The 23,922-nt window shown below is 68.0% G+C and carries 23 protein-coding genes, 2 pseudogenes and 1 riboswitch; of the genes and pseudogenes, 5 read left to right on the top strand and 20 right to left on the bottom strand.

Translation table 11 applies throughout. From position 1 onward, the window contains the following. Positions 1–137: 137 nt before the first annotated feature. The 16 genes from OG225_RS09265 to OG225_RS09190 all read right to left on the bottom strand — a co-directional run bounded on the left by OG225_RS09265 (position 138) and on the right by OG225_RS09190 (position 19,602). Positions 138–2,825: a fumarate reductase/succinate dehydrogenase flavoprotein subunit gene (locus OG225_RS09265; RefSeq protein ID WP_405181293.1), complete on the bottom strand. Its 2,688-nt coding sequence runs from the start codon at positions 2,823–2,825 to the stop codon at positions 138–140. Beyond that, positions 2,822–3,571, bottom strand: a complete 750-nt coding sequence (locus OG225_RS09260; RefSeq protein ID WP_216914778.1) for an ABC transporter ATP-binding protein — start codon at positions 3,569–3,571, stop codon at positions 2,822–2,824. The genes OG225_RS09265 and OG225_RS09260 overlap by 4 nt, the downstream gene beginning before the upstream one ends. Then, positions 3,568–4,419: an ABC transporter permease gene (locus tag OG225_RS09255; RefSeq protein ID WP_405181292.1), complete on the bottom strand. Its 852-nt coding sequence runs from the start codon at positions 4,417–4,419 to the stop codon at positions 3,568–3,570. The genes OG225_RS09260 and OG225_RS09255 overlap by 4 nt, the downstream gene beginning before the upstream one ends. After that, positions 4,416–5,852 (bottom strand): ABC transporter substrate-binding protein, encoded by a 1,437-nt coding sequence (locus OG225_RS09250; RefSeq protein WP_405181291.1) that lies wholly within the window; start codon positions 5,850–5,852, stop codon positions 4,416–4,418. The genes OG225_RS09255 and OG225_RS09250 overlap by 4 nt, the downstream gene beginning before the upstream one ends. Positions 5,853–5,869: 17 nt before the next feature. Then, entirely contained in the window at positions 5,870–6,097 is a 228-nt protein-coding gene (locus OG225_RS09245) for a ferredoxin family protein (RefSeq protein ID WP_216914782.1), read from the bottom strand. Next, positions 6,097–6,852, bottom strand: a complete 756-nt coding sequence (locus tag OG225_RS09240) for a GntR family transcriptional regulator (RefSeq protein WP_405181290.1) — start codon at positions 6,850–6,852, stop codon at positions 6,097–6,099. The genes OG225_RS09245 and OG225_RS09240 overlap by 1 nt, the downstream gene beginning before the upstream one ends. Positions 6,853–7,082: 230 nt before the next feature. Continuing rightward, the gene (locus tag OG225_RS09235) at positions 7,083–8,879 is read right to left on the bottom strand and encodes an acyl-CoA dehydrogenase (protein WP_405181289.1); all 1,797 of its coding nucleotides are present in this window, start codon (positions 8,877–8,879) and stop codon (positions 7,083–7,085) included. 63 nt (positions 8,880–8,942) lie between these two features. Further along, positions 8,943–10,580, bottom strand: coding sequence for a pyridoxal-phosphate dependent enzyme (locus tag OG225_RS09230; protein ID WP_405181288.1), 1,638 nt, complete (start codon positions 10,578–10,580; stop codon positions 8,943–8,945). An 81-nt stretch (positions 10,581–10,661) separates the two neighbouring features. Continuing rightward, entirely contained in the window at positions 10,662–11,105 is a 444-nt protein-coding gene (locus OG225_RS09225) for a hypothetical protein (protein ID WP_405181287.1), read from the bottom strand. A gap of 73 nt (positions 11,106–11,178) precedes the next feature. Continuing rightward, entirely contained in the window at positions 11,179–11,757 is a 579-nt protein-coding gene (locus OG225_RS09220) for a MarR family winged helix-turn-helix transcriptional regulator (protein ID WP_405181286.1), read from the bottom strand. Positions 11,758–11,815: 58 nt separating this feature from the next. Continuing rightward, entirely contained in the window at positions 11,816–14,056 is a 2,241-nt protein-coding gene (locus tag OG225_RS09215; protein WP_405181285.1) for an ATP-binding cassette domain-containing protein, read from the bottom strand. Beyond that, positions 14,053–15,027 (bottom strand): ABC transporter permease, encoded by a 975-nt coding sequence (locus tag OG225_RS09210; RefSeq protein ID WP_405181284.1) that lies wholly within the window; start codon positions 15,025–15,027, stop codon positions 14,053–14,055. The genes OG225_RS09215 and OG225_RS09210 overlap by 4 nt, the downstream gene beginning before the upstream one ends. Before the next feature lie 15 nt (positions 15,028–15,042). Next, the gene (locus OG225_RS09205) at positions 15,043–16,632 is read right to left on the bottom strand and encodes an ABC transporter substrate-binding protein (protein ID WP_405181283.1); all 1,590 of its coding nucleotides are present in this window, start codon (positions 16,630–16,632) and stop codon (positions 15,043–15,045) included. Between the two features lie 16 nt (positions 16,633–16,648). Continuing rightward, positions 16,649–16,844: riboswitch (cobalamin riboswitch) on the bottom strand. A 54-nt stretch (positions 16,845–16,898) separates the two neighbouring features. Next, positions 16,899–17,771, bottom strand: coding sequence for a metal ABC transporter permease (locus OG225_RS09200; RefSeq protein ID WP_405181282.1), 873 nt, complete (start codon positions 17,769–17,771; stop codon positions 16,899–16,901). Positions 17,772–17,795: 24 nt separating this feature from the next. Then, positions 17,796–18,554, bottom strand: a complete 759-nt coding sequence (locus OG225_RS09195) for a metal ABC transporter ATP-binding protein (RefSeq protein ID WP_405181281.1) — start codon at positions 18,552–18,554, stop codon at positions 17,796–17,798. Between the two features lie 109 nt (positions 18,555–18,663). Then, positions 18,664–19,602: a metal ABC transporter substrate-binding protein gene (locus OG225_RS09190; RefSeq protein WP_405181280.1), complete on the bottom strand. Its 939-nt coding sequence runs from the start codon at positions 19,600–19,602 to the stop codon at positions 18,664–18,666. A gap of 263 nt (positions 19,603–19,865) precedes the next feature. Here OG225_RS09190 and OG225_RS09185 point away from each other — a divergent pair, with 263 nt between their 5' ends. Beyond that, on the top strand, positions 19,866–20,063 hold the full coding sequence (locus OG225_RS09185; RefSeq protein WP_157978363.1) for a hypothetical protein: 198 nt from the start codon (positions 19,866–19,868) through the stop codon (positions 20,061–20,063). A gap of 70 nt (positions 20,064–20,133) precedes the next feature. Here the strand turns inward: OG225_RS09185 and OG225_RS09180 are convergent, their stop codons facing one another. Next, positions 20,134–20,415: a hypothetical protein gene (locus OG225_RS09180; RefSeq protein ID WP_109524220.1), complete on the bottom strand. Its 282-nt coding sequence runs from the start codon at positions 20,413–20,415 to the stop codon at positions 20,134–20,136. A gap of 290 nt (positions 20,416–20,705) precedes the next feature. On the opposite strand from OG225_RS09180, the gene OG225_RS09175 reads away from it, so the two are divergent. After that, entirely contained in the window at positions 20,706–20,930 is a 225-nt protein-coding gene (locus tag OG225_RS09175; protein ID WP_405181279.1) for a hypothetical protein, read from the top strand. On the opposite strand, the gene OG225_RS09170 is transcribed toward OG225_RS09175, so the two are convergent. Continuing rightward, positions 20,897–21,532 carry a TetR/AcrR family transcriptional regulator gene (locus OG225_RS09170; protein ID WP_405181278.1) on the bottom strand — a complete coding sequence of 212 codons (636 nt, stop codon included), beginning with the start codon at positions 21,530–21,532 and terminating at the stop codon, positions 20,897–20,899. The two genes, OG225_RS09175 and OG225_RS09170, sit on opposite strands and share 34 nt — an antisense overlap. 86 nt (positions 21,533–21,618) lie before the next feature. Between OG225_RS09170 and OG225_RS09165 the strand changes: the two are divergent. Beyond that, a pseudogene (locus OG225_RS09165) lies at positions 21,619–21,806 on the top strand (dihydrodipicolinate reductase); the annotation flags it as partial. 15 nt (positions 21,807–21,821) lie between these two features. On the opposite strand, the pseudogene OG225_RS09160 reads toward OG225_RS09165, so the two are convergent. After that, positions 21,822–22,660, bottom strand: a pseudogene (locus OG225_RS09160) (NADP-dependent oxidoreductase). Positions 22,661–22,733: 73 nt separating this feature from the next. After that, the gene (locus tag OG225_RS09155; RefSeq protein WP_405181277.1) at positions 22,734–22,913 is read right to left on the bottom strand and encodes a hypothetical protein; all 180 of its coding nucleotides are present in this window, start codon (positions 22,911–22,913) and stop codon (positions 22,734–22,736) included. Between the two features lie 23 nt (positions 22,914–22,936). Between OG225_RS09155 and OG225_RS09150 the strand changes: the two genes are divergently transcribed. Next, positions 22,937–23,431, top strand: a complete 495-nt coding sequence (locus tag OG225_RS09150) for a hypothetical protein (protein ID WP_405181276.1) — start codon at positions 22,937–22,939, stop codon at positions 23,429–23,431. A 264-nt stretch (positions 23,432–23,695) separates the two neighbouring features. After that, positions 23,696–23,899, top strand: coding sequence for a hypothetical protein (locus OG225_RS09145; RefSeq protein ID WP_216918418.1), 204 nt, complete (start codon positions 23,696–23,698; stop codon positions 23,897–23,899). The last annotated feature ends 23 nt before the right edge of the window (positions 23,900–23,922 follow it).

The raw sequence follows: 23,922 nt of genomic DNA, 5'->3' as shown, positions 1-23,922 counted from the left end.
GGTTTCATCCACGGCGCGATACTGCCCGCCGATGGTGGCCGCACCGCGGTCTAGCAACCGGTGCGGCGCCTGTCACCCTCGCGTGGGCATCCCCTCATGCCATGCCATGCCCACGCGCACCGCACCCGCATGCCCGACTACACCGCCGCGTGGCTGAGCGCTCGGCGCGCGTAGGCACGGACGTCGGCGTCGCCGTCGTCGACCGCCGTCCTCAGGGCGTCCATGGCCGCGTTGTCGTCCCCGTAGGTGGCCAGGGCGAGGACGGCGGCCTTGCGTACGTCCAGGTGCGGGTCGAGCAGTGCCGTCGTCAGCGGGGGGACGGCCGCGTCGACGGCGGCGCCGGACAGGCCCTTGGCCGCGCCGACGCGGACCTGCCAGGCCGAGCTACCCAGGGCCACACCGAGTTCCGAGACATCCTCGGTGGTGGCGCCGAGTTGGGCGAAGGCCGCGTAGGCGGCGGCCCGCACCAAGGGGTCGGTGTCGGCGGCCAGGACGCGCACGGCGTCGACCCCGCCCGCGCCGATGGCGGCCAGGCCGTGCGCGACGGCGATGCGGACCTCGCGGTTCTCGTCGCCGACGGCGGACGCGACGCCGCGCCAGTCGTCCAAGGAGACCGAGGCCCGCACGGCCTCGATACGAACCCGGTGATCGGGATCGGTCAGACCCGCGGTGAACTGGGCTGCCGAACCCGCGCGCAATGCCCGCAGCAGGTCGATGACGGTCGCGCGGACCAGCGGATCCGGTGACCGCAGCCGCTGCGCCAATCCGTCGGCCGAGGACAGAACCTCCACCAGTTCGCGCAGGCTCTCGGTCGCGGCGCGGCGCACCGAGGACGCCTCGTCGTCGAGCGCGCGCACCAGTTCGTCGGTGAACCGTTCCGGGGTGTGTTCGGTAAGGACCGAGAGCGCGGCCACGCGAACCACCGGATCGGGATCGCTCAGATAACTCGAAAGGTCTTCCACCGTCGGGGAATCCAGGGCGAGCAGGGTGACGATGCGCGGTGACGGCGGAGCGGGCGGCACCCGCTCGGGCACCACGGCGGCGACGTCCTGGGGCGCGCGTCCACCGACCAGTTCCGGCTGGGCGACGATCACCACGGATTCGTCCGCCGACGGCAGATCGTCCAGTCCGGGCACCGCGACGATGTAGGGTGCGACCGGACGTTTGAGGAATTCCATCTCACCGGAGTCGGTCTTGCGCAGATTCAGGTGATAGCGCCATGCCACGTCGTCGCGTTCGGGCAGGTCGGCCCGTTCGTGGTAGAGGCCCCAGCGGGATTCGGTGCGGGTGAGCGAACTGCGCGAGGCCATTTCGGCGCAGTCGCGGATGAACGACACCTCGACCGCGCGCATCAGCTCGTGCGGGGTGCGCGCGCCCATGTCCGCGATATCGCCGCGCATCCGCTCGAAGGTCTCCACCGCGATGGACAGTTTCGCGGCGGTCTTGGGCGGGGCGACGTAGTCGTTGACGAAACGGCGCAATTTGTATTCGACCTGCGGCTGCGGCGGACCGTCCGGGTTGCGCAGCGGGTGGTAGACGAGTTCGTGCGCCACCGCGAGCTGGTCTTCGGGGAGTTCGGTCGGAGCGTCGACCTCGGCGAGGGTGCCCGCGGCGTGCGCGCCCGCCAGATCGCCGTAGACGAACGCGCCGATCATGTAGTTGTGCGGCACGCAGGCGAGATCACCGGCGGCGTAGAGACCGGGGACGGTGGTGCGCGCGTTTTCGTCCACCCACACACCGGAGGCGGAATGTCCACTGCACAAACCGATCTCGGAGATGTGCATCTCGATGTCGTGGGTGCGGTAGTCGTGGCCGCGGTTGCTGTGGAAGGTGCCGCGAGTGGGACGCTCGGTGGTGTGCAGGATGCCCTCCAGCGTGCTGAGCGTCTCGTCGGGCAGGTGCGACACCTTGAGATAGATGGGGCCCCGCGCGGATTCGATCTCCTCCTTGACCTCGGCCATCATCTGCCCGGACCAGTAGTCGGAATCGACGAAACGTTCACCGTGCGCGTTGACCTGGTAGCCGCCGAAGGGATTGGCGACGTACGCGCAGGCGGGCCCGTTGTAGTCCTTGATGAGCGGGTTGATCTGGAAGCATTCGATACCGCTGAGCTCGGCGCCTGCGTGATAGGCCATCGAATAGCCGTCACCGGCGTTGGTGGGGTTCTCGTAGGTGCCGTACAGGTAGCCCGACGCGGGCAGTCCCAGTCTCCCGCACGGACCGGTCGCCAGGATCACCGCTTTCGCGCCGACGGCGACGAATTCGCCGGTGCGCGTGTTCAATGCGGCGGCGCCGACCGCGCGCCCGCCGTCGGTGAGCACCCGCACCGGCATCAGCCGGTTCTCTATCTGGATCTTCTCGCGCATCTTGCGTTGCCGCAGTACGCGATACAGCGCCTTCTTCACATCCTTGCCCTCGGGCATCGGCAGGACGTAGGAACCCGAGCGGTGCACGCGCCGCACCGCGTACTCGCCGTATTCGTCCTTCTCGAATTTCACCCCGTACTTCTCCAGCCGCTGCACCATGGCGAAGCCACGGGTGGCGGTCTGATACACGGTGCGCTGGTTGACGATTCCGTCGTTGGCCCGGGTGATCTCGGCGACGTAGTCCTCGGGTTCGGCCTTGCCGGGGATGACGGCGTTGTTGACACCGTCCATCCCCATCGCCAGCGCGCCGGAATGGCGGACGTGCGCCTTCTCCAGCAGCAGCACGTTCGCGCCCTGTTCGGCGGCGGTCAGCGCCGCCATGGTGCCCGCGGTGCCGCCGCCGATGACCAGCACGTCGCAATCGAGCCGGGTCCGGTCGTCGAGTTCCGGAATGTTCACAGCTTCTCCAGTAGTTCGGCCTTCACCGACCGGCGATCCAGCGGGGTACGCGGCTCGGGGACGTCGACGAGGGCGCGCAGCGCGCCGCCGCCGAGTACCGCGATCCGGTCGCCCAGCAGCAGGGCCTCGTCGAGATCGTGGGTGACGAAGACGATCGTGGTGGGGTGGGCACGCCAGGTGTCGATCAGCAGGCGCTGCATGGTGGCTCTGGTCTGGGTGTCGAGGGCGCCGAACGGTTCGTCCATCAGCACCGCGCGCGGTGAGCCCGCGAGACTGCGCGCCAACTGGACACGCTGACGCATCCCGCCGGACAGATCGCGCGGCAGGTAGTCGGCGTAATCGGTGAGGCCGATCTCCTCCACCCAGTGCCGGGCGGTCTGTCTGCGCACCGATCGGGCGACACCGCGCAATTGCAATGCCAGCTCGATGTTCTGGCGGGCCGTGCGCCACGGGAGCAGCGCGTCGTCCTGGAAGACCAGCGCCCGGTCGGCGGAGGGTCCGGTGACCGTCGCGCCGTCGGCCCCGATCCGCCCGGCCTGGGTCGGACGCAGACCGGCGATGGCGCGCAGCAGCGTGGATTTGCCGCAGCCGGATTTGCCGACGAGGACGAGGATCTCGCCCGGGGCGATGGTCAGGTTCAGACCGTCGATCACCGGCTCGCCACCGTAGGAGATGCGGATATCATCGAGGCTCAGGCTCATTCCGGTATGGACCGGGGCCGAGGTCTGTGCGGTGGTCGTTGTCATCGCGATACCTCTCCCGGCAGCCAGCGGGTCACGCGGCGACCGGTGTATTCGACCAGGGCCGAGGTTCCGAACCCGAGGATGCCGATGGTGATCATGCCGACGAAGACCGCCGGGTAGTCGACGATCGTGTACGCCTGCCAGGTGCGGTAGCCGACGCCGAGTCGTCCCGAGATCATCTCCGCGGAGATGAGGCAGATCCAGCCGACGCCGATGCCGACCGAGAGCCCGCTGAAGATGCCGGGCAGGATCCCCGGGAAGACCACGCGCACGAGCACATCGGTGCGCGAGGCGCCGAGTGTGCGCAACGCGTCCTCCCAGATCGTCGGCAGCGCGCGCACCGCGTGCCTGGTACTCACCAGCACCGGGAACAGCGAGGCGGTGAAGGTGATGAAGACGATGCCGGACTCGTCGCTGGGGAACAGCAGGATCGCGACCGGCACCAGCGCGATGGCCGGAATCGGGCGGACCAGTTCGGTGAGCGGTCCGAACACCGCGGCGAGCAGATCCGAACGTCCGAGACCGATACCGACGAGCACGCCGACCACCGCCGCCAGACCGAATCCGGTCACGATGCGGATCAGCGACTGACAGATATCGAGGTAGTACTCGTCGCGACCGAACTGCTCACCGAATTCGGCGACGATCTCGGTGACGGTGGGCAGTGTGTCGAAGCGCAGCCACGCTCGCACATTGTTCGCGGTCAGCAGCTGCCACAGCCCGACCGCCGTCGCCACCGACAGGATCTGGATCACCCTGGTACGCCAGCCGGAGACGCGGCGACCCCGGGAACCCTTGACGGTTTCGCCGGTCCGGTCGGCCGTAGGGCCCGCCACAGCCGCGGTGCTCATCCACGGACTTCCGTCACGGCCTGGTCGTAGGACACGACCACGGCGGCGGGATGGACCTGGCGGTAGCGCTGGGCGGCGGCGGGCGTGGTGAAGGGCAGGTAGGTCTGCCCCTCGCGCAGCCAGCTCGCCTTGTCCGCGAACCAGCGGGTGCCGAGTTCGGCGTCGGGGATGTAGGCGGCGCGGATGACGGTGCCCTTCGCCTTCGCGGCGGCGACGGCGCGCAGCAGGCAGGTGGCGTCGGCGGCGGGTTCGGGCCGGTCGGCGCCTTCGAGCCACAGTTCGCCCGCGGTGGGCGCGCCGTCGACGGTGCGGCCGCAGGTGCGATCGGTGCCGGTCACCCGGCTCGGATTGACGGTGGAGGCCTTGGCCTGGTCGTAGTCGCCGTACCCCTGTGCGCCGTAGACGGTGCGCAGCGCCGTCTCGTCGACGAATCCGTCGATGTTCAGGTCGGCGAAGTCACCGATCGACTTCAGGTACGGCACATCACCTTCGAGCGCGTCGATCAGACTCGGCTTCACCGTGACGTCGAAGGAGGTGCCGCCCGGCCCGTTGTACAGGTAGACGACCTCCTGGGGCAGGCCCGATCCGTCGGCGACGATCTTCGCGGCCTCGAAAGGTTTGTCGTTGAGGAATTTCGTGGCGTCGAGCTGTGCGGCGAGGAACGCCTCCAGCACCTCGGGATGCTCGGCGGTGTAGGCGCGGCGGGCGACCACGCCGTGGAAGGTCGGCACATTCAGTTCCGCGCCGTCGTAGAGCAGTTTCGCCTTGTTCTGGAATACCAGCAGACCCGGCCACGCCACGAATTGCGACAGCGCGCCGACCTGGTGCGATTCCAGTGCCGTCGCACCGACCTGCGGCTGCTGGTTGAGCACTTCCACGCCCTTGGCCGGATCGATGCCCGCCCGCGACAGCGCCTGCACCAGGGTGCCGTGACCGGCCGAGCCGACACTGGCCGAGACCTTCTGACCGGACAATTCGTTCAGGCTGGTGGCCGCCGAATCCGTCGGCACCACAACCATATTCAGCGCGCCCTTGGGGTTGTACCCGGTCACCGAGACCAAGGCCGTCTTCGAGCGTTCGTTGGCCTGGGTCCTGGAGCCGTTGATCAGCAGCGGGTAATCGCCCATCGAGCCGATATCGATCTTCTCCGCCACCATCTGCGCGGTGATGGGCGCTCCGGTGTCGTAGTCCTGCCACTCCACCTGATATTTCGCGCCACCGCGTTCGGTGATCTTCTGTAGCCGCTGCTCCAGATAACCCTGCGCGCGCAGCAGGGTTCCCGCGGTGACGGTGTTGATGGTCTTCGACTGGTAGCCGACCACGACTTTCACGGTGCCGGCCGGGGTGTCGCCGGAACTGTCCAGCGAACAACCGGTCGCGGCGAGCGCGGCGGTGATGACTGCTGCGAGAGCAAGGGGCGCAAGGTGTTTCATCGAATTTCCAGAATCTTTCAACGGAGCAGATAGGGCATGTTGACGGTGACCGCGCCCGTGGGACAGCGAGCGGCACAGGGTCCGCAGTACCAGCACTCGTCCACGTGCATGAAGGCCTTGCCGTTGTCGGGGTTGATCGCCAGGGAGTCGAGTGGGCAGATCTCGACACACAGCGTGCATCCCTGGATGCACAGCGATTCGTCGATGGTGACGGGGATATCGCCGCGCTGATTCGCCAGTGCCATCAGATGACCTTCCATTCCGGTGTGCTGCGGGTGAGACTGCCGCGCATGGTGATTCGGTCGCCGCGCATGCGGATGTACTCCAGATCGACGGGCCTGCCGTCGTCGAGTCGGGTGAGTCGCTCGAGCATGAGCAGTGGTGCGCTGTCGGGGATCTCCAGCGTCGAGGCGGTGTGCGGGTCGGCGGAGACCGCCTCGAGCGCCAGATCGGCCGAACCGAGCGACTGCCCGCTGATCTGTTCGAGGAGTACGAAGATGTCGGTGGTCTCCAGATCGTGGCCGAGCACCTCGGTGCCGATATCGGGCACGAGGTAGGTCAGGTCCAGACTCAGCGGGAGATCGGCGAGGTGGCGCAGCCGTTCCAGGTACACGACCCGCTCCCCCGGCGCGACGCCGAGTCGCCGCGCCACCGCGGGCGGTGCGGTGACGTGCATGGCGGCGCGGACCTCGTTGCGCACGGTGCCGTGCCCCTTGAGGGTTTCCTGTAGGCCGAGCAGCGCGTCGAGGCCGTGATCGTATTTGCGCTGCGCGACCCTGGTGCCGACCTTGGGCACCCGGTCGATGAGACCCTCGTCCTTGAGCAGGGCCAGCGCCTCGCGCACGGTGTTGCGCGAGGCCGAGTACTCGGCGGCGAGTTCCTGTTCACCGGGCAGCACCTCGTCGAAGGCGCCCGCGTGGATCTGATGACGCAGAACGTCGGCGACACGGCGCGCCTGATCGGCGCGCAGGCGCCGTACGGGCGCTGGTTCCGCCGCCATCTCATCCCCTTGTCGGTCGCTGACCTGCATGGATAGCGACGATAGCGGGACGGGGCGACCCCGCTGGGCCACGGCGGACCCCTGCCGATTCAGGGGATGTTATTGCGCCGGTAGGCGGCGGGCTCTACCTGCGGGAATGAATGGGTGAACGGCATTAACGCCACCCCCATCACCGGCGGCGACTTAGGATCACGTCGATTCCAATTCGCCGCCGATGCGCGGGGACGCGGTCAGAACCAGCTGTCGCGCATCTCCAGGGTGGTGCGATCCAGCGATTCGAGCAGGTCGAGCTGCGGTGCGGTCCTCGGCAGTTCGTAGCGGTAGAAGTACCTGGTCGCGGCGCGCTTGCCGTCGTAGAAATCGCCGTCTGCGCCCTGCGCGGCGAGCGACTGTTCGAGCCAGATCCAGGCGAGCACGATATGCCCGAACACCTCGAGGTACACACTCGAATTGGCCATCGCGGCGGCCGGATCGCCCGCGCCGAACATCGCGCTGGTCACGGCCACCAGCCGCTGCCAGACGGCGGCGAGTTCCGCGCCGAATTCGGCCGCGTCGCCGCCCTGCCCGGTCGCCGCGGCCACGGTGTCGGCGATCCGGGCCGAGAGCACCCCGAGACTCGCGCCGTCGTACTGGACGACCTTGCGTCCGAGCAGATCCATGCCCTGGACGCCGTGGGTACCCTCGTGGATCGGATTGAGGCGATTGTCGCGATAGTGCTGTTCGACATCGTATTCGCGGGTGTAGCCGTAGCCGCCGTGCACCTGGATCGCCAGATTGTTGGCCTCCAGGCACCACTGCGACGGCCAGCTCTTGGCGACACCGGTGAGGATCTCCAGCAACAGCGTGTGTTCGCGCGCCACCTCGGCGTCGGTCTCGGTGCGCCGCAGATCGACGAGCCGGTTGCAGTACAGCAGCAGGCCGAGCGCGCCCTCGACATAGGATTTCTGGGCCAGCAGCATGCGTCGTACGTCGGCGTGCTCGATGATCGGGATCTGCTGCGTCGCGGGATCTTTGGCGGTGGCCGCGCGGCCCTGACGACGTTCGCGCGCGTAGTCGAGCGATTTCAGGTAGCCGGTGTAGCCGAGCGCCGTCGCACCGAGCCCGACGCCGAGGCGCGCCTCGTTCATCATGTGGAACATGTAGGACAGGCCGCGATGCGGTTCGCCGACCAGATAGCCGACCGCCCCCGCCGCGCCGTCCGGCGTGAAGGCGCCCTCACCGAAGTTCAGGACCGTATTGGTGGTCCCGCGATACCCCATCTTGTGGTTCAGCCCCGCGAGCACCACATCGTTGCGCGCCCCGAGGGAACCGTCCGCGTCGACGAGAAATTTGGGAACGACGAACAGCGAGATGCCCTTGACCCCGGCGGGCCCGCCGGGAATCTTGGCCAGCACCAGGTGCACGATGTTCTCGGTCAACTCGTGGTCGCCGCCCGAGATCCACATCTTGGAGCCGGTCAGCCGATACGTGCCGTCGGACTGCGGCTCGGCGCGGGTGACGATGTCGGCGAGCGAGGAACCCGCCTGCGGTTCGGACAGGCACATCGTCCCGGTGAAACGCCCCTCGACCATCGGCCGGACGAACCGGTCGATCTGTTCGGCGGTGCCGTGTTCGGCGAGGAGATTGGCATTGCCGACGGTCAGGAACAGGTACGCGGCCGTGCCGACGTTCGCGGCCTGGAACCAGCTGAAACCGGCGGCCTCGACAGCCGAGGGCAATTGCAGCCCGCCGATCTTCTCGTCCATTCCCGCGCCGAGCAGATTCGCCTTGGTGAACGCCTCGATCGCGGCTTTCACCTCGGGGATGATGGTGACCCGCTCGCCGTCGAAGGTCGGCTCGTTGCTGTCGTTGCGTTTGTTGTGCGGGGCGAAATGGCGCGTCGCCAGATCCTCGCAGAGATCCAGGAAGCCGTCGAAGGTCTCCCGGGAATGCTCCTCGAACCGCGGCAGGGAGGTCAGTTCCTCGACCCGCAGCCATTCGTACAGCAGAAAGTCCAGATCCCGTCGGGAGATCAACGTCGAGCGCACGGGGTACATCCTCTCGCGATAGTCCGATTCCGGACGAGAGCCCGGGAACTATTTGATACGCTACTATCTCTGTGTCGCGAATGGATCGGTGCCCGGCGGGTCCGCACGGGGACCGTAGGTGTTGAGGAACAGCACCGGGCCGTCACCGAGCGCACCGCGCGCGATCAACTCCGGCACGGCGGCGAACGCCTTCGCCGTGTACACCGTTTCCAACCGCAATCCGACCGAGGCCGCGCGCTCGGCGGCGCGCACCGCCCGCGGTGTCGGGTGACCGTAGCCGGGACCGAGCCAATCGCGCAGAATCGTCACCTCGTCGGCCCGGACGACCGGGGGCTCGACACGCAGACCTCGGGAGACGAGCACGGCGCCGGCCCGCTCGGCCAGCCCGACGATCCGTCGCGCGTCCAGCGGCAGGCTGTCGTTGACCACGACGCCGAGCACGCGGGTGCGCAGACCGGCCCACTTCAGCCTGAGCGCGAGCCCGGCCGCGGTTCCGCCCGATCCGACCGGTACCACCAGGTGGGCGGGCTCGGGCAACTCGCCCGCCGCGACCTGATCGGCGAGTTCGAACGCCGCCTCCACATAGCCGAGCGCGCCGATCGGCGAGGAACCGCCGACGGGCAGGTAGTACGGCAATTTCGCACCGCGCGCGTGGCGCAGCATCAACCACGGCGCGGCCACCATCGTGCGCGCCTTGGTGCGCGTGAAACGCAGGACGGCGCCGGAGTTCTCCAGCCGGGCCAACTGTGCCCGGACATGGTCGTCGGTCGGCTGATCCACCAGCGCCAGGACGGTGTCGATCCCGTATTCACGACCGTATCGCGCCACCGCGAGACCCCAGTTGGTTCCGGTGCCGCCGACCGTCAGGATGGTGTGCGCACCGCGCCGCAGCGCTTCGGGCAGCAGCCATTCCAATTTCCTGATCTTGTTTCCGCCCCAGCCGCCCGCCCCGTAGCCGCTCTCGTCCTTGCACCACACGGGCAGGCCCGCGTCCAGCGCCAACTCCCGCACCGGCGTGGGCCCCTCCCCCAGACTCAGGTACGGCAGGTGGGCGGCGAGTTCGGGGAAACGCCGATGCAGGTACGGATCGGTCACCGGATGCTCCGTCGCGGCTATCGGGGCTCGTCCACCACCACGACCACCCCGCTCGGCGCCTCCAGCAGCGCGACGGTGGCCGTGGCGGCGTGATCGATGTGCGCGCGGGGCGGCGGGGGCGGAGTGGATTCGTAATACGTTCCCGGACCGTAGAAACTGGCCGTATTTCAGCACGACGCCGCCCGCCTCCAGTACCGCGGACTCGTGCGTCGCGATCTCCGCGCCGCGACCGGCGGGCGGTTCCCAGGCGATGCTCTGGGCCAGAAACCGTTTCGCGCCCGCGGCCGCCGCGGCGTCGAGCAGATTGCGGGTGCCCTCGGTGCGGATCCGGCTGTTGGCCGCACCGCTTTCCGGAAGCCGCGCGAGATCGTCGGGCAGATCGGTGAGCTGGTGCATGACCAGATCGGGCCGGAACTCGACGACCGCCCCGGTGAGCGCGGCCGGGTCGTACACGTCGCAGACCACGGGCGTCGCCCCGGCCTCGGATATCTCGTCCGCCTTCCGCGCGGACCTGGTCATTCCCGCCACCTCGTGTCCGGCCTCGATCAGCAGCGGCACCAGACGGACTCCGATCACGCCGGTCGCCCCGGCCAGAAAGATGCGCACCGAATCAACACTAGCGATCACCGCCGGGCAGTGCCGGTACCGTCGCAACACGCGGCCCGTCGTCGCGTGACCGGCGCCGGGTCAATTCCACGGCAGGGCGCGGTAGCCCGCCGAGAGCGCCGTGGACAGTTCGCCGTAGGCGATCTCCAGTTCGGCCAGGTGGGTCCAGGCGGCGTGCATCTCGTCGCTGCCGGGGTCGATCGTCATCAGGAGGTGGAAGGCGAGATCCGAGGCCGCCGCCATCCGATCGATCGTCACGCCGAGCGGTTCGGCGACCGTGCGTACACCGGGACGTGGGTCGGGCAGGGCCAGCCTCGCCCATTCGTCGATCTCGTCGATGAGTTCCCCGCGGTAGTAATCGATCTCGGCGGCCCGCTCCGGATGACCGCGGCGCTGCCTGTGCAATTCGGCGAGACCGAACGCCTGCGCGCACAGCGGTCCGAGCAGATAGTGCCCTCGCAGGGCCGCGAGCAGCTGATCCTTGGACGGCAACACCTCGCGCACCGCACCGCGATTGTCGCCCATCAGCGAAAACCCTCCCATCGTCGGCGCCTGGTGTCTGTCACCGGGCTACCACCAGCGGCACGGGCTAACGCATCTATTTCGGACCAACGGCTGTGTTCGATCCCACGTCCGCCGTCTCCGCGGCGCTTCGCGCGCCGACGACGGCGTCCAGTCGCGCGCCGAGACCGTTCACCTGATCGCGCAACGCGATCACGGTTTCCAGTGGCCAGGCCACCTCGGTGAGTACCGATTCGATCATCTGCCGCGCCCGATCCTGTAGTGCGCGACCGGCATCGGTGGCGCGCAGCTGCACCGCGCGCCGATCATGCGGGCTGCGCACACTTTCCACCAGACCGTGTGCCTGGAGCCGCTGGATCAGCGGTGAGACCGTGCCGTAGTCCAGATGTAGTCGTTCCCCGAGTTCCCTCATGGTCATCCCCGGTTGTTCCCAGAGCGCCAGCAACGCGAGGTACTGCGGATATGTCACCTCCATCACGTCGAGGAAGGGCCGGTAGGCGGCGGTCATGGCACGTGAGGTCGAGTACAGGGCGAAGCACAGTTGGGCGGCGAGCGAGAGCAGGTCGGTGTCGGTTCCCCCCGCGATCGCGGTAGCACCGCCGGAGGTTTCGGCCGCTTCGACACGCACCACGGGTGTGGGATGCGTTTCGGGCATATCTGCACTGTACGCACCGACACGGGTTTCCCCCTGTCGACGTGGGGATACCCACTGTTCACCTCCGCGCCGAAACCACGCGGGCGGCACCGTCGACGGCGAGGGTCGCGTCCGCCAGCCGCTCGATCACCCGGGACTGGTGGCTGATCAGAACCAGTGCCAGACCCTGTTCGCGCAGTTCGTCGAGCACATCGAGCACGACTTCGCGTGTACGCGCGTCGAGCGAGGCCGTGATCTCATCGCAGATCAGCACGCGCGGGCCCGCCGCCAGTGCCCTGGCGATCGCCACCCGCTGCTGCTGACCGCCCGAGAGCGACTCGGGACGGCGCTGTGCCAGAACCGGATCCAGCCGCACCGCCTCGAGCAGACGTTCGGTCTCGCGCGCGGCGTCCCGTTCGTCCATACCGCGCAGCAGCCGCGCCGGTCTGGCGATCTGCGCGCCGACGCGATACGCCGGATTCAGCGAGGTCGCCGGATTCTGGGAGATCAGCTGTATCGCGCGACGCTGGTCGACGGTGCGCCGATCGACGTCGCGGGCCAGCCGCTGCCCGTCGAGTTCCACCTCGCCGCCCTCGGCCGGATGCAATCCGGCCAGTGCCCGTGCCACCGTGGTCTTGCCCGCGCCCGAAGGTCCGGTGAGCGCGAGACATTCCCCCGGCCGCACACCGAAAACCAGTCCGTCGGCGACCGCACCGAACCGGTTGCCGTGCCGATATCCGACCCGCAGCGCCGTCACGCGCAGCACCGGCGCGGCGTCGACGGCGATATACCGAGCGGTCGATACCGTTGCCGCCATGGGCTTTTCGGCACGGTAGGGCGCGAGCGAGACCACCGCGCCCCGTTCGAGTTCGAGAACATCGTCGATCAGCGGGGCCACGGTGGACAGGTCGTGGGTGATGACGAGCAGGGTGATCGCGGTGTCGCGGCGGATCTCGCGGACCGTGTCGACGAGTTCGGTCCTGGTCCCGGCGTCCAGGCCGGTGGTGGGTTCGTCGAGTACCAGCACCGCCGGTTCGCCGACCAGGGCCATCGCGAGCAGCACGCGCTGCTGCTGTCCGCCGGACAGTTGGTGCGGGAACCTGCGCCGGAACGCGCGATCGTCGGCCAGACCCACCCGCCGCAGCGCTCGGGTCACGGCGGCCCGACGGTCGGTACCGCCGTGCAGGCGGGCGATCTCACCGATCGCGGTCCCGACGCGCAGGGCCGGATTGAGACCCGACGCCGGATCCTGCGGCACGTACCCGACAGTCCTGCGGCCGCTCGCTCCCGCACCGACCGAAACGGTCCCCGAGGCCGACAGTCCGGGCGACAGCGCACCGAGCACCGCCGACGCCAAGGTGGACTTGCCCGCGCCGGACGGGCCGATCACCGCGAGTCCGCGGCCGGGCCGCACCCGGACCGACACGTCGTCGAGTACGGGGTCGCCGCCCGGCCCGAGCACCGTCAGCGCCTCGATCTCCAGCCCGATATCGTCGGCACGCGTCCGCACCGGAGCCCATCGCGTCGGTGGCCGGTCGAGGCCGAGCGCCCGGTCGGTGACCATATTGACCGAGACCACCAGCGCCATGATCAGCACGGCCGGTGCGAGCACCGCCGACGGCTGGAGGACGAATCCCGGACGGTTCTCGGTGATCATCAACGCCCAGTCGGCCGAGGGCGGGCGCAGGCCGAGTCCGAGGAATCCGCTCACCGCGACCATCGAGATCGTCATCGACACGCGCACTCCGGCGTCGGCGAGCACCACCGAGCGCACCGACGGCAGCACCTCCACCAGCGCCAGCCGCCACAGCGGTTCGCCGCGCGCCCGCGCCGACTCGACGTACCCGGTGGGCACGACCTCGAGCACGGCCGTGCGCACGATCCGGATGATCCACGGCACCGAGGCGAGCGCGCAGGTCAGCACGATGGCGGCGGGCCCGGCCCCGATCGCGGTCGCGATGACGGCGAGCATCAGGAACCACGGCATCACCACGATCGCGTCGACCGGTCGCATGATCCAACGGTCGGCCGGGCGACGCAGTCCGGCGAGCAGCCCGAATGTCACACCGAGCGAATAGGCCACGGCCAGAGCAAGACTCGCGACCGAGAGCAGCGGCAGTCCGCCGTGCATGATCCTGGACAGCACATCGCGCCCGACCACGTCGGTGCCGAGCAGGTGCCGCGCGCTCGGCGCCTGGAAGGGCGGACCACCCGGCGCGGTCGGCGAATGCGGGGCGAGCGCCGGACCGAGCAGCGCCAGCAGCAGGACGCCCGCCGTGATCGCGGCCCATCCGGTCCGGATCCATCTGTGCCCCTTCACGACCGCCCCGCCACGATCAGATGCCTGGCGCGCGGTCCCGCCAGCAACGCGAGCAGATCCGCGAGCAGGTAGATCCCGATCCCGAACGCGGCCATCAGCACGGCGGCGGACTGCACGAACGGGAAGTCGCGAGCCGAGACCGCGGCCAGGATCTCCTGGGAGAGCCCCGGATACACGAAAAGCGTTTCCACCACCGCTATTCCACCGAGCAGACCGACCACCGACCCCGCCAGCGGGTGGATCGAGGCCGATACCGCGTTGGGAGCGGCGTGGCGCAGGATCAGCCGCCATTGCCCGATCCCGTTGGCTCGCGCGGTCCTGATGTAGGCCGAGTCCATGACCTCGGCCGTCAGTGCCCGCACCATGCGAATCGGATGCGGAGCCAGCCCGGTCAGCAGACATATCACCGGCATGACGAGGATCTCGGGTCGGGCGGTCACCGCGGTACCCGTCGGAACCAGTGAGACGGCCGGTAGAACATGCAGCGTCAACGACAGCACGGCCACCAGCAGCACACCGGAAACGAAGGGCGGCACCGACTCCGCGGTCAGCGCGCTCACGCTGACCGCCCGGTCGGTGCGCGAACCCGCACGCGCGCCTGCGATCAGCCCGAGCCCGAGTGCCAGCGGGATCAACAGCGCGGCGGTGATCACCGCGAGCACGGCGCTGTTGCCCGATCGGCTCAGCAGCACCTCGCGGACCGGTCGACCGGAGATCAGCGAATCACCGAAATCGCCGTGCGCGAATCCCTTCGCCCATTCGCCGAACCGGACCGGCGCGGGCCGGTCCAGTCCCAGTTCGGCGCGCAGCGCGGCCACCTGCTCCTGGGTGGGGTCGGCCCCGCCGACACGCGACAGGATCACCGTCGCCGCATCCGAATCCAGCGACTCGAACAGGCAGAACACCGCGAGCGCGACCAGCGACAGCACCACGATGGCGCCGCCGACGCGCCCGATCACGTAGCGAATCACGACCGTCGGCGTTCGCTACCGCGCCAACCACGTGGTCGTGTAGTTGGCCCAGTCGTCGGTGCCGGGCACCCCCGCCCGCACACCGCCCACATCGTTGCGCGCCGCGTCGGGCCGTTTGGCGAAACTGTGCAGGATGTATCCGCCTTCGTTCCAGAGTTGTTCCTGAAGTTCGTGATACAGTACCCGGCGGCGCTCCTGGTCGAGTGTCGCCCTGACCTCGGTGAATTTCGCGTCCCAGGCCGCGTTCCGCCATCCGGTGCCGTTGCTCGGCGAACCGGTGGTCATGGTCTGGCCGTAGAAGTAGTCGAGACTGTAGTTCCACCAACCGACGTGGGTCAGCGGCTGTTTCCCCGCAACCTGGGTGAAATAGGTGTCGGCGGGTACGGATTCGAGTTTCACGGTGATTCCGGCCGCCTTGGCGTGCTCGACCAACAGCGTCGCCGATTCGATCATGCCCGGCATGCCGTCGGCCGTCTGCAAGGTGACCGTGAGGTTCTCCTTGCCCGCCTGGCGCAGCAGTTCGCGCGCCCGCGCCGGATCGTAGGCGCGCTGCGGCAGCGAATCGTCGTAGAACGGCGCACCCTTGCCGTAGATGTCGTTGCCCAACTCGGCATAGCCGTAGTACACGGTGTCGACCATCGCCTGCCGATCGACGGCGAGGCGCATGGCTTGGCGCACCCGCACGTCGTCGAAGGGCGGGAGGTCGACGCGCATCTGGAAGGAATCCATGAGTCCGAACGGATGCAGCACGACGGTGATATCCGGATCGTTCTCCAGCGTGCGCGCCTGGAGATAGGACATCTCGTGCACGATATCGGCTTCCCCGGACAGGAAGGCGTTCACGCGGGCCTCGGTCTCGGCGATCTGGATGATCTCGACCTCGTCGAGCAGCACCAGCCCGTCCCAGTACCGGTCGTTGCGGCGCAACAGTGTTCGATCGCCGGGCGACCAGTTCGCCAGTGCGAAGGGGCCCGTGCCCACCGGCAGCGTCCGCGCGTCGAAGGTGGTCGTCCCGTCCTTGATGACGTAGCAGTACCAGCCCGCGAGCACCGAACCGAAATCGGCGAGTGGGGATTTCATCCCCACGATGACGCCCAGTTCGCCGTCGGCCCTGGTGCGCGACATGTCGATCATCGAGAGATCGCCGGCGGAATGTTTGGCCGGGTCGAGCATCCGCTCGAAACTCCAGAGGACGTCGCGGGAGGTCAGCGGTGTGCCGTCGCTGAAGACGACACCGGGACGCAACGCGATCCGCCACCGACTGCCGTCCGCGTCGGGCGTCAGCGATTCCGCGAGCCGGTAGCGCAGCGTCAGATCGTTGTTGTAGGCGACGAGTTTGTCCCAGACATTCTTGGAGACCGCGCCGCCCGCCGAACTGCCCGCCTGATACGGATCGAGTACGTCGACGCTCGCCGACCTGCCCGCGATCACCGAACGCAGTCGCCCGCCGGGACGCGGCGGCCCCTGCGGTCCCGCGGAGGCTGCGTCGTCGGCGGCGCAGCCGATCAGCGATCCGCCCGCCGACGCGGCCAGAGCCGCCGCTCCGGCGCCGAGCAGGAATGTCCGGCGCCGCAATGCGGGCACGGTCGATCTCGAGTTGTCCATGGCCATCCTCGTGGTGCGATCCCTCTACCGTGGACGCAGGTGTCCTGGCTCCCGGATCGACGCGCACCGCCTGCCTTCCAACCCGGGTAGGTCGTGGCAACGAGATCGGCGGATTACTCCTCGGTGACAGTTGCGGGACAGCCCCGGATTCGCACCGGTGTTCCCTTCGTCCGGATCAGACGTTACAAGGCGCGAGCCCCGAGCACACATCCCCGTGATTCGGCCGCGGAACCCGATGCGGCCGAATCACGGGGATGCACCGGCGGTCACACCGCGCCCGCGGTGGCACGACGACGCGCGGCCGCGATCCGGCGACCGATGACACCCTGTCGCGGTGCGAACAGGTACACCGCCGTGAAGGTCAGCCCCTGGACGACGACGACCATCGCCCCGGAGGCGGTGTCCAGGTGATAGCTCAGGTACAGGCCCGTCACCGCCGCCGCGACCGAGACCGCGGGGGCGATGACGAGCATGCGCTGGAATCGGTCGGTGAGCAGGTACGCGGTCGCGCCGGGAATGATGAGCATCGCGACCACGAGCACCACGCCCACCGCCTGCAACGCCACCACCGAGGTCAGCGCGAGCAGTCCGAGCAGGGCGATACCGAGCCAACGGGTGTTCAGGCCGATCGCGTGGGCGTGCACCGGGTCGAACGCGTAGAGGGTGAAATCGCGCCGCTTGAGGACGAGCGCCGTCAGCGTCAGCGCCGCCAGGACGACGATCTGAACGAGTTCGGATCGGCTGACCCCGAGCAGATTCCCGAACACGATGTGATTGAGATCGGTCTGACTCGGCGTCACCGAGACCAGTACCAACCCGAACGCGAACAGCGTCGTGAACACGATGCCGATCGCGGCGTCCTCCTTGATGCGGCTGGTCGACCGCACCACCCCGATCAGTGCCACCGCCAGGAATCCGAAGACGATCGCGCCGACCGCGAAGGGCAGGCCGACGATATAGGCCAGCACCACCCCTGGCAGTACCGCGTGGGAGACCGCGTCGCCCATCAACGACCAGCCGATCAGCACCAGCCAGCACGAGAGCACCGCGCAGACCACCGCCGCCGTCACGGTGGTGGCCAGCGCCCGCACCATGAATTCGTAGCGCAGCGGGTCGATGAAGATTTCCTCGAAACTCATTGCGCCCGTCTCACCTTCGGCCGTTCACACACGGTTGAGCACATCGAGGCCGAAGGCCGCGGCAAGATTCTCCGGGCGCAGCACCGTCTCCGGATCCCCCTGCGCCAGCACCGTTCTCATCAGCAGCACGGCTTCGTCGGCGAGGCCGGGCAGTGCGTGCAGGTCATGGGTGGACACCAGGACCGCGGCGCCCGCCGCCGCGAGTTCGCGTAGCAGCGCGGTGATGGCGGCTTCGGATCGCTTGTCGACACCGGCGAAGGGCTCGTCCAGCAACAGCACCGTCGCCCCCTGGGCGAGGGCACGACCGACGAAGGCCCGCTTCTTCTGCCCACCCGACAACCGCCCGATCTGCCGATCGCCGAGGTCGGTCAATTCGACCCGCTCCAGCGCCTCGGCCACCGCTTCCCGGTCCGCGCGCCGGGGGCGGCGGGTGAACCCCATCCGGCCGTAGCGCCCGGTCATCACCACATCGCGTACCGACAGCGGGAAACTCCAGTCGACGTCCTCGCTCTGCGGCACGTAGCCGAGAACGCCGCCGCGGCGCGCGGCCTTCGGGGCGACGCCGTCGACCAGCACCGTCCCGTGATCGGGTTCGATCGACCCCATGATGGTCTTGAACAGCGTCGACTTCCCGGAACCGTTCATCCCCACCAGGCCGCAGACCCGCCCGTGCTCGAGTCGCAGCGCGACGTCGTCGAGGGCGAGCACTTCGCCGTAGCGCACGGTGACGCCGTCGACCCGGATCGCGCTCACCGCTTCTCGCGCCTCGCCCGCTTCCCGCACCTCGCTCGGCTCCCGCGCCTCGCCCGCTTCGCGCGTGTCATTCGCTTCCCGCGTGTCACTTGCTTCCCGCGTGTCACTTGCTTCCCGCGTGTCACTTGCTTCCCGCATGTCACTGCCGCCCGGTGAGCGCGGCGCCGATGGTCTGCGCGGCGTGGCGGATCAGCGCCAGGTAGGTCGGTACCGGACCGTCGGCCTCCGACAGCGAATCCACGTACAGCACACCGCCGTACGAACTTCCCGAAGCCTCGACGACCCGGCGCATCGGCGCGTCGGACACCGTGGATTCACAGAACACCGCGGGCACCCGGTTGGATTTCACCATATCGATGACCGAGGCGATCTGCTGCGGTGTCGCCTGCTGTTCGGCGTTGACCGGCCAGATGTACTTCTCGGTCAGACCGGTGTCACGGGCCAGGTAGGAGAACGCGCCCTCGCAGGTCACCAGGGCACGCTGTCCGGCGGGCAGCGTACTCAGCGTCCGCACCAATTCCTCGTGGACTCCGCGTAATTCAGCCTTGTAGCGTTCGCCGTTGGCGCGGAAATCCGCGCCGTGTCCCGGATCGAGATCGGTGAAAGCGCGCACCATGTTGTCGACGTAGACGAGCACGTTCAACGGTGACATCCACGCGTGTGGATTCGGCTTGCCCCGGTAGGCGTCCTCACCGATCTCGATCGGTGCGACGCCCTCGCTGACCACCACGTGCGGCACCCTCACCTCGGAGACGAACCGGGCGAACCAGGCTTCCAGGTTCATCCCGTTGTCGATGATGAGATCCGCGCGCGTGGCCTTCCTGATATCCCCCGGTGTCGGCTCGTAGCCGTGGATCTCGGCCCCGGCCTTGGTGATCGACTCGACCTCGAGGTGCGGGCCCGCGACATTGCTCGCGATATCGGCGAGCACCGTGAACGTGGTCAGGACCACCGGTCGATCGCCGTCGGCGGCGCCACTGCCGCACGCGCTCGCGCCTATCGCCGACAAACCGAACGCGATCGTCGCGAGCAACCGGCCCGTGGCCGCGAGCCGCCGACGGCGGTGCCGAATCTTCATACGGCGAAATCTTAATGTTCGGGTCGACTAACTTACAAGTTCGAGAATGTGAAACCGAAATCGTCCGTATGGACGCGCCGGATCGGCCACGCCGGAGCCCGACCGGATCCGCACAGGTCCAGCCCTCGCAACGCCCGGATTCCGGAACGTGAGAATTCCTCGCGCGATCGACCGATCCGGGGGCGACCACCCCGCGAATTCCTTGTCCCGGCGAGCGGACATCGCCCCCGCTGATCACTCCGAAGTCCGACCAGGAGCTCACGATGAACACAGCCTTCCCGCTTCGCACCGTCGTCATGGACTGCCGTATCGAACCGGGTCCGATGACCGTGGCCCGAGCCCATCGCGAGATGCAACGGCACCTCGATTGTTCGGTGGACACCTGCCGCGTCCGCCGCCGGGCCCGCGCCGTGCTGGTTCGCGCGGGCGCCATGACCCTCGACGACCGCGCCCTGCCCTGACCCCGAAACGCCGAACGCCGCCCGCGGAGTCCACGGGCGACGTTCGGTCGTGTGCACTGTCGAATGCGGGTCAGATCACCGAGTTCATGATCGTGCCCGCGCTGGTCGCGACGGCGCCGCCTGCCATCGCGCCAGCCACCATCTTCGGCGACTGGAGGCTGCCGCCGTTCCATTTCTCCCAGGCGAAGCGACCGCCGCCGTAGGTGATGGCGGTGATGCCGGACAACTGAACGAGCCAGGTGAAATACCGGCCGATCTGCAACAGCTTGTCCGCCAGCGGTGGAGCCTCCGGGGTCGGATTGCCGACCTGCGCGAGGACCGTCTCATGTAGCGCGCAGAGGATCGTGCTCACTGTCATGCTCCTTCGGATGACGAGGTGATGCTCGAAAGGGGATTGACGAGAACAGGCGCACGCAGAAACTCGTTGACCTCACCAATTGAACAGCATCGGGTCGGTGCGATTGAACCGACACTCCGGTCCGCACATGACTCGGCTCACAGTCGTGTCCCGTGCGCCGAGAGGCGTAGCGTTCTAGGATTCGGAGTGCAGTTGGCTCGTCCGGGTTCACACCCGATTCGGCGCGATGTCGCGCCAAACCCCTTGTAGACGCCATAGAGCACCCTATTTCCGGGGAGGCCACCATGGATCACTTCGTCGCACTGCTCCTACTCTCGATCGCCGCGATCGCGGCGGTGATCGTCGCCAGCTACGCCACCGTCACGGCGACCTACTGGTTCGAATCGCGCCACTACGACGGGGCGAATCACCCGAGGTCTCTGCGGCGCGCTGAGAACCGCGTCGACCGTCGCCTCGCGGACTCACCCGTGCGCGGCTATCGCGCCGGCTCGGCGTCGGGGCGCAGATAGGCCACGATGGCATTGGTGAGTCCGCGTCGCGCGAGATCGAGGTCGGTGTAGGTACCGAACTGGCGTTCCGAGACGATCCCCCGCATAGCGCCGGGGATGAACGCGGCGACTTCGGCCACCCGATCCGGATCGACATCGAGTCCGGCGAACCCTCGACGGCAGGTCTCCAACCACGCCCGGCCCCACGACGCGAATTCGGCGGCGGTACGGGGATAGAGGCGTTCGAACTCCTCCCGATCACGCGGTAGCGCGGCGCGCAGATTCTCGATGGCGCGCGAATCCCCCGTGGTCAGCCCGTCGTACATGGTGTCGACGATCGCCGCCACCCGTTCGCGCAGCGAAGCGGACGACGGCGCGCCGACCGGCATATCGCCCCGGCGTTCGGCGATGTAGCCCAGCACCGCCGCCCACAATCCGTCGATATCGCCGAACTGGTACTTGACGGTCCCCCACGTGGCGCCGATCTCCTTGGCGATCCGGTTACCGGATACCGCCGCCGGATCACCGGTCGCCAGACACCGCAGCGCGGTGTCGAGCATCGACTCCCTGGTGGCGAGTCCGCGCCTGTTGCTGCGCCTGCCGAGCACCTCGGGATCCGTCATCCACCCGATCCTAGTGGCAACTCCACCGCGTCCGGATCCCGCGCGAACCAGTTTCACAGATGCTTCTGTTATTTTTTCACAGAGAGCAACATATGATCTTCCCTAAAGCCGGTGCGCGGTTGGACAATCCGGACGACTTCGCGTCGATCGGCATGACCGTCACCGGATTACCGGCGCTCAACGCGATCCGCAGCGTGGTCGCGGCCGCGCCGGGAATCCTCACGAGCGCCGATCTGCCCTGCGCGGATTCGGCGGGCGTTTCGAACTCTCGTAGCGGTCGGGAAAGACCCTACCCGACCCGCACCAGAAGCTTGCCGAAGTTGCGTCCCTCGAGCAGTCCCATGAACGCCTCCGGAGCCTGCTCGAGGCCGTCGACGACATCCTCGCGGTACTTGACGCGCCCCTCCGCGGTCCACCCCGACATATCCGTCAGGAAATCGTCGTACATCTCGTCGACGAACTCGGTCCGGATGAATCCTCGAACCGTCAGACTCCCGGTCAGAATACGAGAGTAGAAGGCGAGCCGTCGATTCGGCCCCTCCAGCGCGTTCCCGGTGTTGTAGTCGGCGATGAGAGGTAGGCCACCTTCTTCGGGCCGCCCGCGATCCCCACCGCACGCACGCCCTCGATACGCGCGATCTGGCCGACGGCGGAGCCCACCGGGCCACTCGCCGCGGCCACCACCAGCGGCTCACGCGCGGGACGACCGATCCGCAACAGACCCGAGTAGGCGGTGAAACCCGGCATGCCGAGCACGCCGAGCGCCGTCGACACCGGCGCCCGATCCGGATCGAGTACCCGCAGCCCTTTCCCCCGCGTGACCTGATGAGTCCGCCAGCCCGAATAAGACTGCACCACATCACCTTTCGAAAGTCCGGGCGCGCGCGACTCCAGCACCTCGGACACGGTGCCGCCGACCATGACGGCGCCGACCTCGACCGGGGCGGCATACGATTTCGGCGCGCTCATGCGGCCTCGCATACACGGATCGAGCGGCAGGTACAGCGTGCGCAACAGCACCTGCCCGTCGCCGGGCGGCGGCAGCTCCGCCGACTCGGTGCGGAGGTTCGCCGCGGTGGGAGCCCCCTCCGGACGGGAGGCGAGCACGATCTGCGTCGATGCGACCATGCCTCCACCCTGACCCGACGGCCGGACGAGCCCCCGACCTCACCGGGCGCCCGAGACGGCCGTGCGTTAACCCTCACTGCCGCAACAATTCCCAGGGAATCGAGAGGGGCGGACCGCCGCCGAGGTCACGGTCGGATACGGCGAGCGGACAGCAATGGCCGGGCAATGTCGTGGAAATGATCACGCAACGGGCGAGTGGTGTCATCGACGCACCATCCAGGCCCGGCCGCACCACCCGGCCGAGGGCGTCCACGATCACTCCACCGGAGAGGTACCGTGTTCGAAACCTGTTACAGCCCACACGATGTCGCCCACCTGCTGCGCCACCGATACGGATTACCGGTCGAACTCTCCGAATCGCGGCCCACCGTGGTCTGCGGCGCGCGACTCGACGCCGTCGACATGCCCGCGCTCCTGGGCTCACGGGTACTGGAGATCCTCCGGGACAGCGACGTCGGGCCGGTCGTCGCGAACCCACGCGACACGACCTGGACCTTCCTCATCGCACCCCCGACCCGCCCCACCCCGACCCCCGACCTCACCGCCTACGGCGTCCGCGTCCGCGCCAGCGGACGGCGGGTGATCCTCCCGATGTCGGACCGCGGATTCGGATGGCGCTGGGCCCGCGAACCACTACCCGGCTCGCTCCGACTACCGGCCGGATCCGCCGTCTCCGCCGCGATCGAACAACTCACCGAACTCATCGCGCCGCCGAGCAACCGAAACAGTCACAACTCCGTTGCGGTCGAAGACGCCACCGCGAGGACGTGAATAATCCGTCACGTCTCGATAACTCGAATTCCGTTACCCGGGCATCGAACGATGACCAGGTGACGAATAGCCGGTCAGCGCATTTTTCCGGAGTTACGACACCCCCGACTATCACTTCTGTGACCCTTCTGTGTCTTGAACATCATAGGAATTCGGACTTACGGTTCCTGTGAGCAAATTTTCAGCGACCGGAACGAGATACGAGACACGCACGAGTGACTCGGGACTCGGCAATCGAACTCGCCCTACCAGCGGGAGCAGGTCATGAAGCTACTTCTAGCCACCGCGATCATCATTCTGGCCGGCGTCGGCGCACTCGACATTCTCGGGGATCAATCGGTTCCCACCGACAGTGTGCGAATAGCAGGAGTCTCGACCTCGGCAGCGGGCCCGCATATCGGCGATGTCCGGATCGACGTACCGCGCACGGTGAGCTGTCCGATCGACCAGGCCGACATAGGCCGATAAATTGGCGGCCCGGGGGCCGCGGG

The sequence above is a fragment of the Nocardia sp. NBC_01377 genome (assembly GCF_045040005.1).
In the GTDB taxonomy this organism is placed as follows: Bacteria; Actinomycetota; Actinomycetes; order Mycobacteriales; family Mycobacteriaceae; genus Nocardia; species Nocardia noduli.
The sequence above is the reverse complement of the archived record's forward strand: the minus strand, read 5'-3'. Positions and strand labels throughout refer to the sequence as shown.

Bases quoted from the DNA above. Each gene is read 5' to 3' on its own strand.
- OG225_RS09190 (WP_405181280.1), bottom strand. From the start codon at position 19,602: ATGAAGATTCGGCACCGCCGTCGGCGGCTCGCGGCCACGGGCCGGTTG.
- OG225_RS09205 (WP_405181283.1), bottom strand. From the start codon at position 16,632: ATGGACAACTCGAGATCGACCGTGCCCGCATTGCGGCGCCGGACATTC.
- OG225_RS09175 (WP_405181279.1), top strand. From the start codon at position 20,706: ATGGATCACTTCGTCGCACTGCTCCTACTCTCGATCGCCGCGATCGCG.
- OG225_RS09225 (WP_405181287.1), bottom strand. From the start codon at position 11,105: ATGGGCGACAATCGCGGTGCGGTGCGCGAGGTGTTGCCGTCCAAGGAT.
- OG225_RS09220 (WP_405181286.1), bottom strand. From the start codon at position 11,757: ATGCCCGAAACGCATCCCACACCCGTGGTGCGTGTCGAAGCGGCCGAA.
- OG225_RS09260 (WP_216914778.1), bottom strand. From the start codon at position 3,571: ATGACAACGACCACCGCACAGACCTCGGCCCCGGTCCATACCGGAATG.
- OG225_RS09250 (WP_405181291.1), bottom strand. From the start codon at position 5,852: ATGAAACACCTTGCGCCCCTTGCTCTCGCAGCAGTCATCACCGCCGCG.
- OG225_RS09170 (WP_405181278.1), bottom strand. From the start codon at position 21,532: ATGACGGATCCCGAGGTGCTCGGCAGGCGCAGCAACAGGCGCGGACTC.
- OG225_RS09145 (WP_216918418.1), top strand. From the start codon at position 23,696: ATGAAGCTACTTCTAGCCACCGCGATCATCATTCTGGCCGGCGTCGGC.
- OG225_RS09245 (WP_216914782.1), bottom strand. From the start codon at position 6,097: ATGGCACTGGCGAATCAGCGCGGCGATATCCCCGTCACCATCGACGAA.
- OG225_RS09240 (WP_405181290.1), bottom strand. From the start codon at position 6,852: ATGGCGGCGGAACCAGCGCCCGTACGGCGCCTGCGCGCCGATCAGGCG.
- OG225_RS09185 (WP_157978363.1), top strand. From the start codon at position 19,866: ATGAACACAGCCTTCCCGCTTCGCACCGTCGTCATGGACTGCCGTATC.
- OG225_RS09255 (WP_405181292.1), bottom strand. From the start codon at position 4,419: ATGAGCACCGCGGCTGTGGCGGGCCCTACGGCCGACCGGACCGGCGAA.
- OG225_RS09200 (WP_405181282.1), bottom strand. From the start codon at position 17,771: ATGAGTTTCGAGGAAATCTTCATCGACCCGCTGCGCTACGAATTCATG.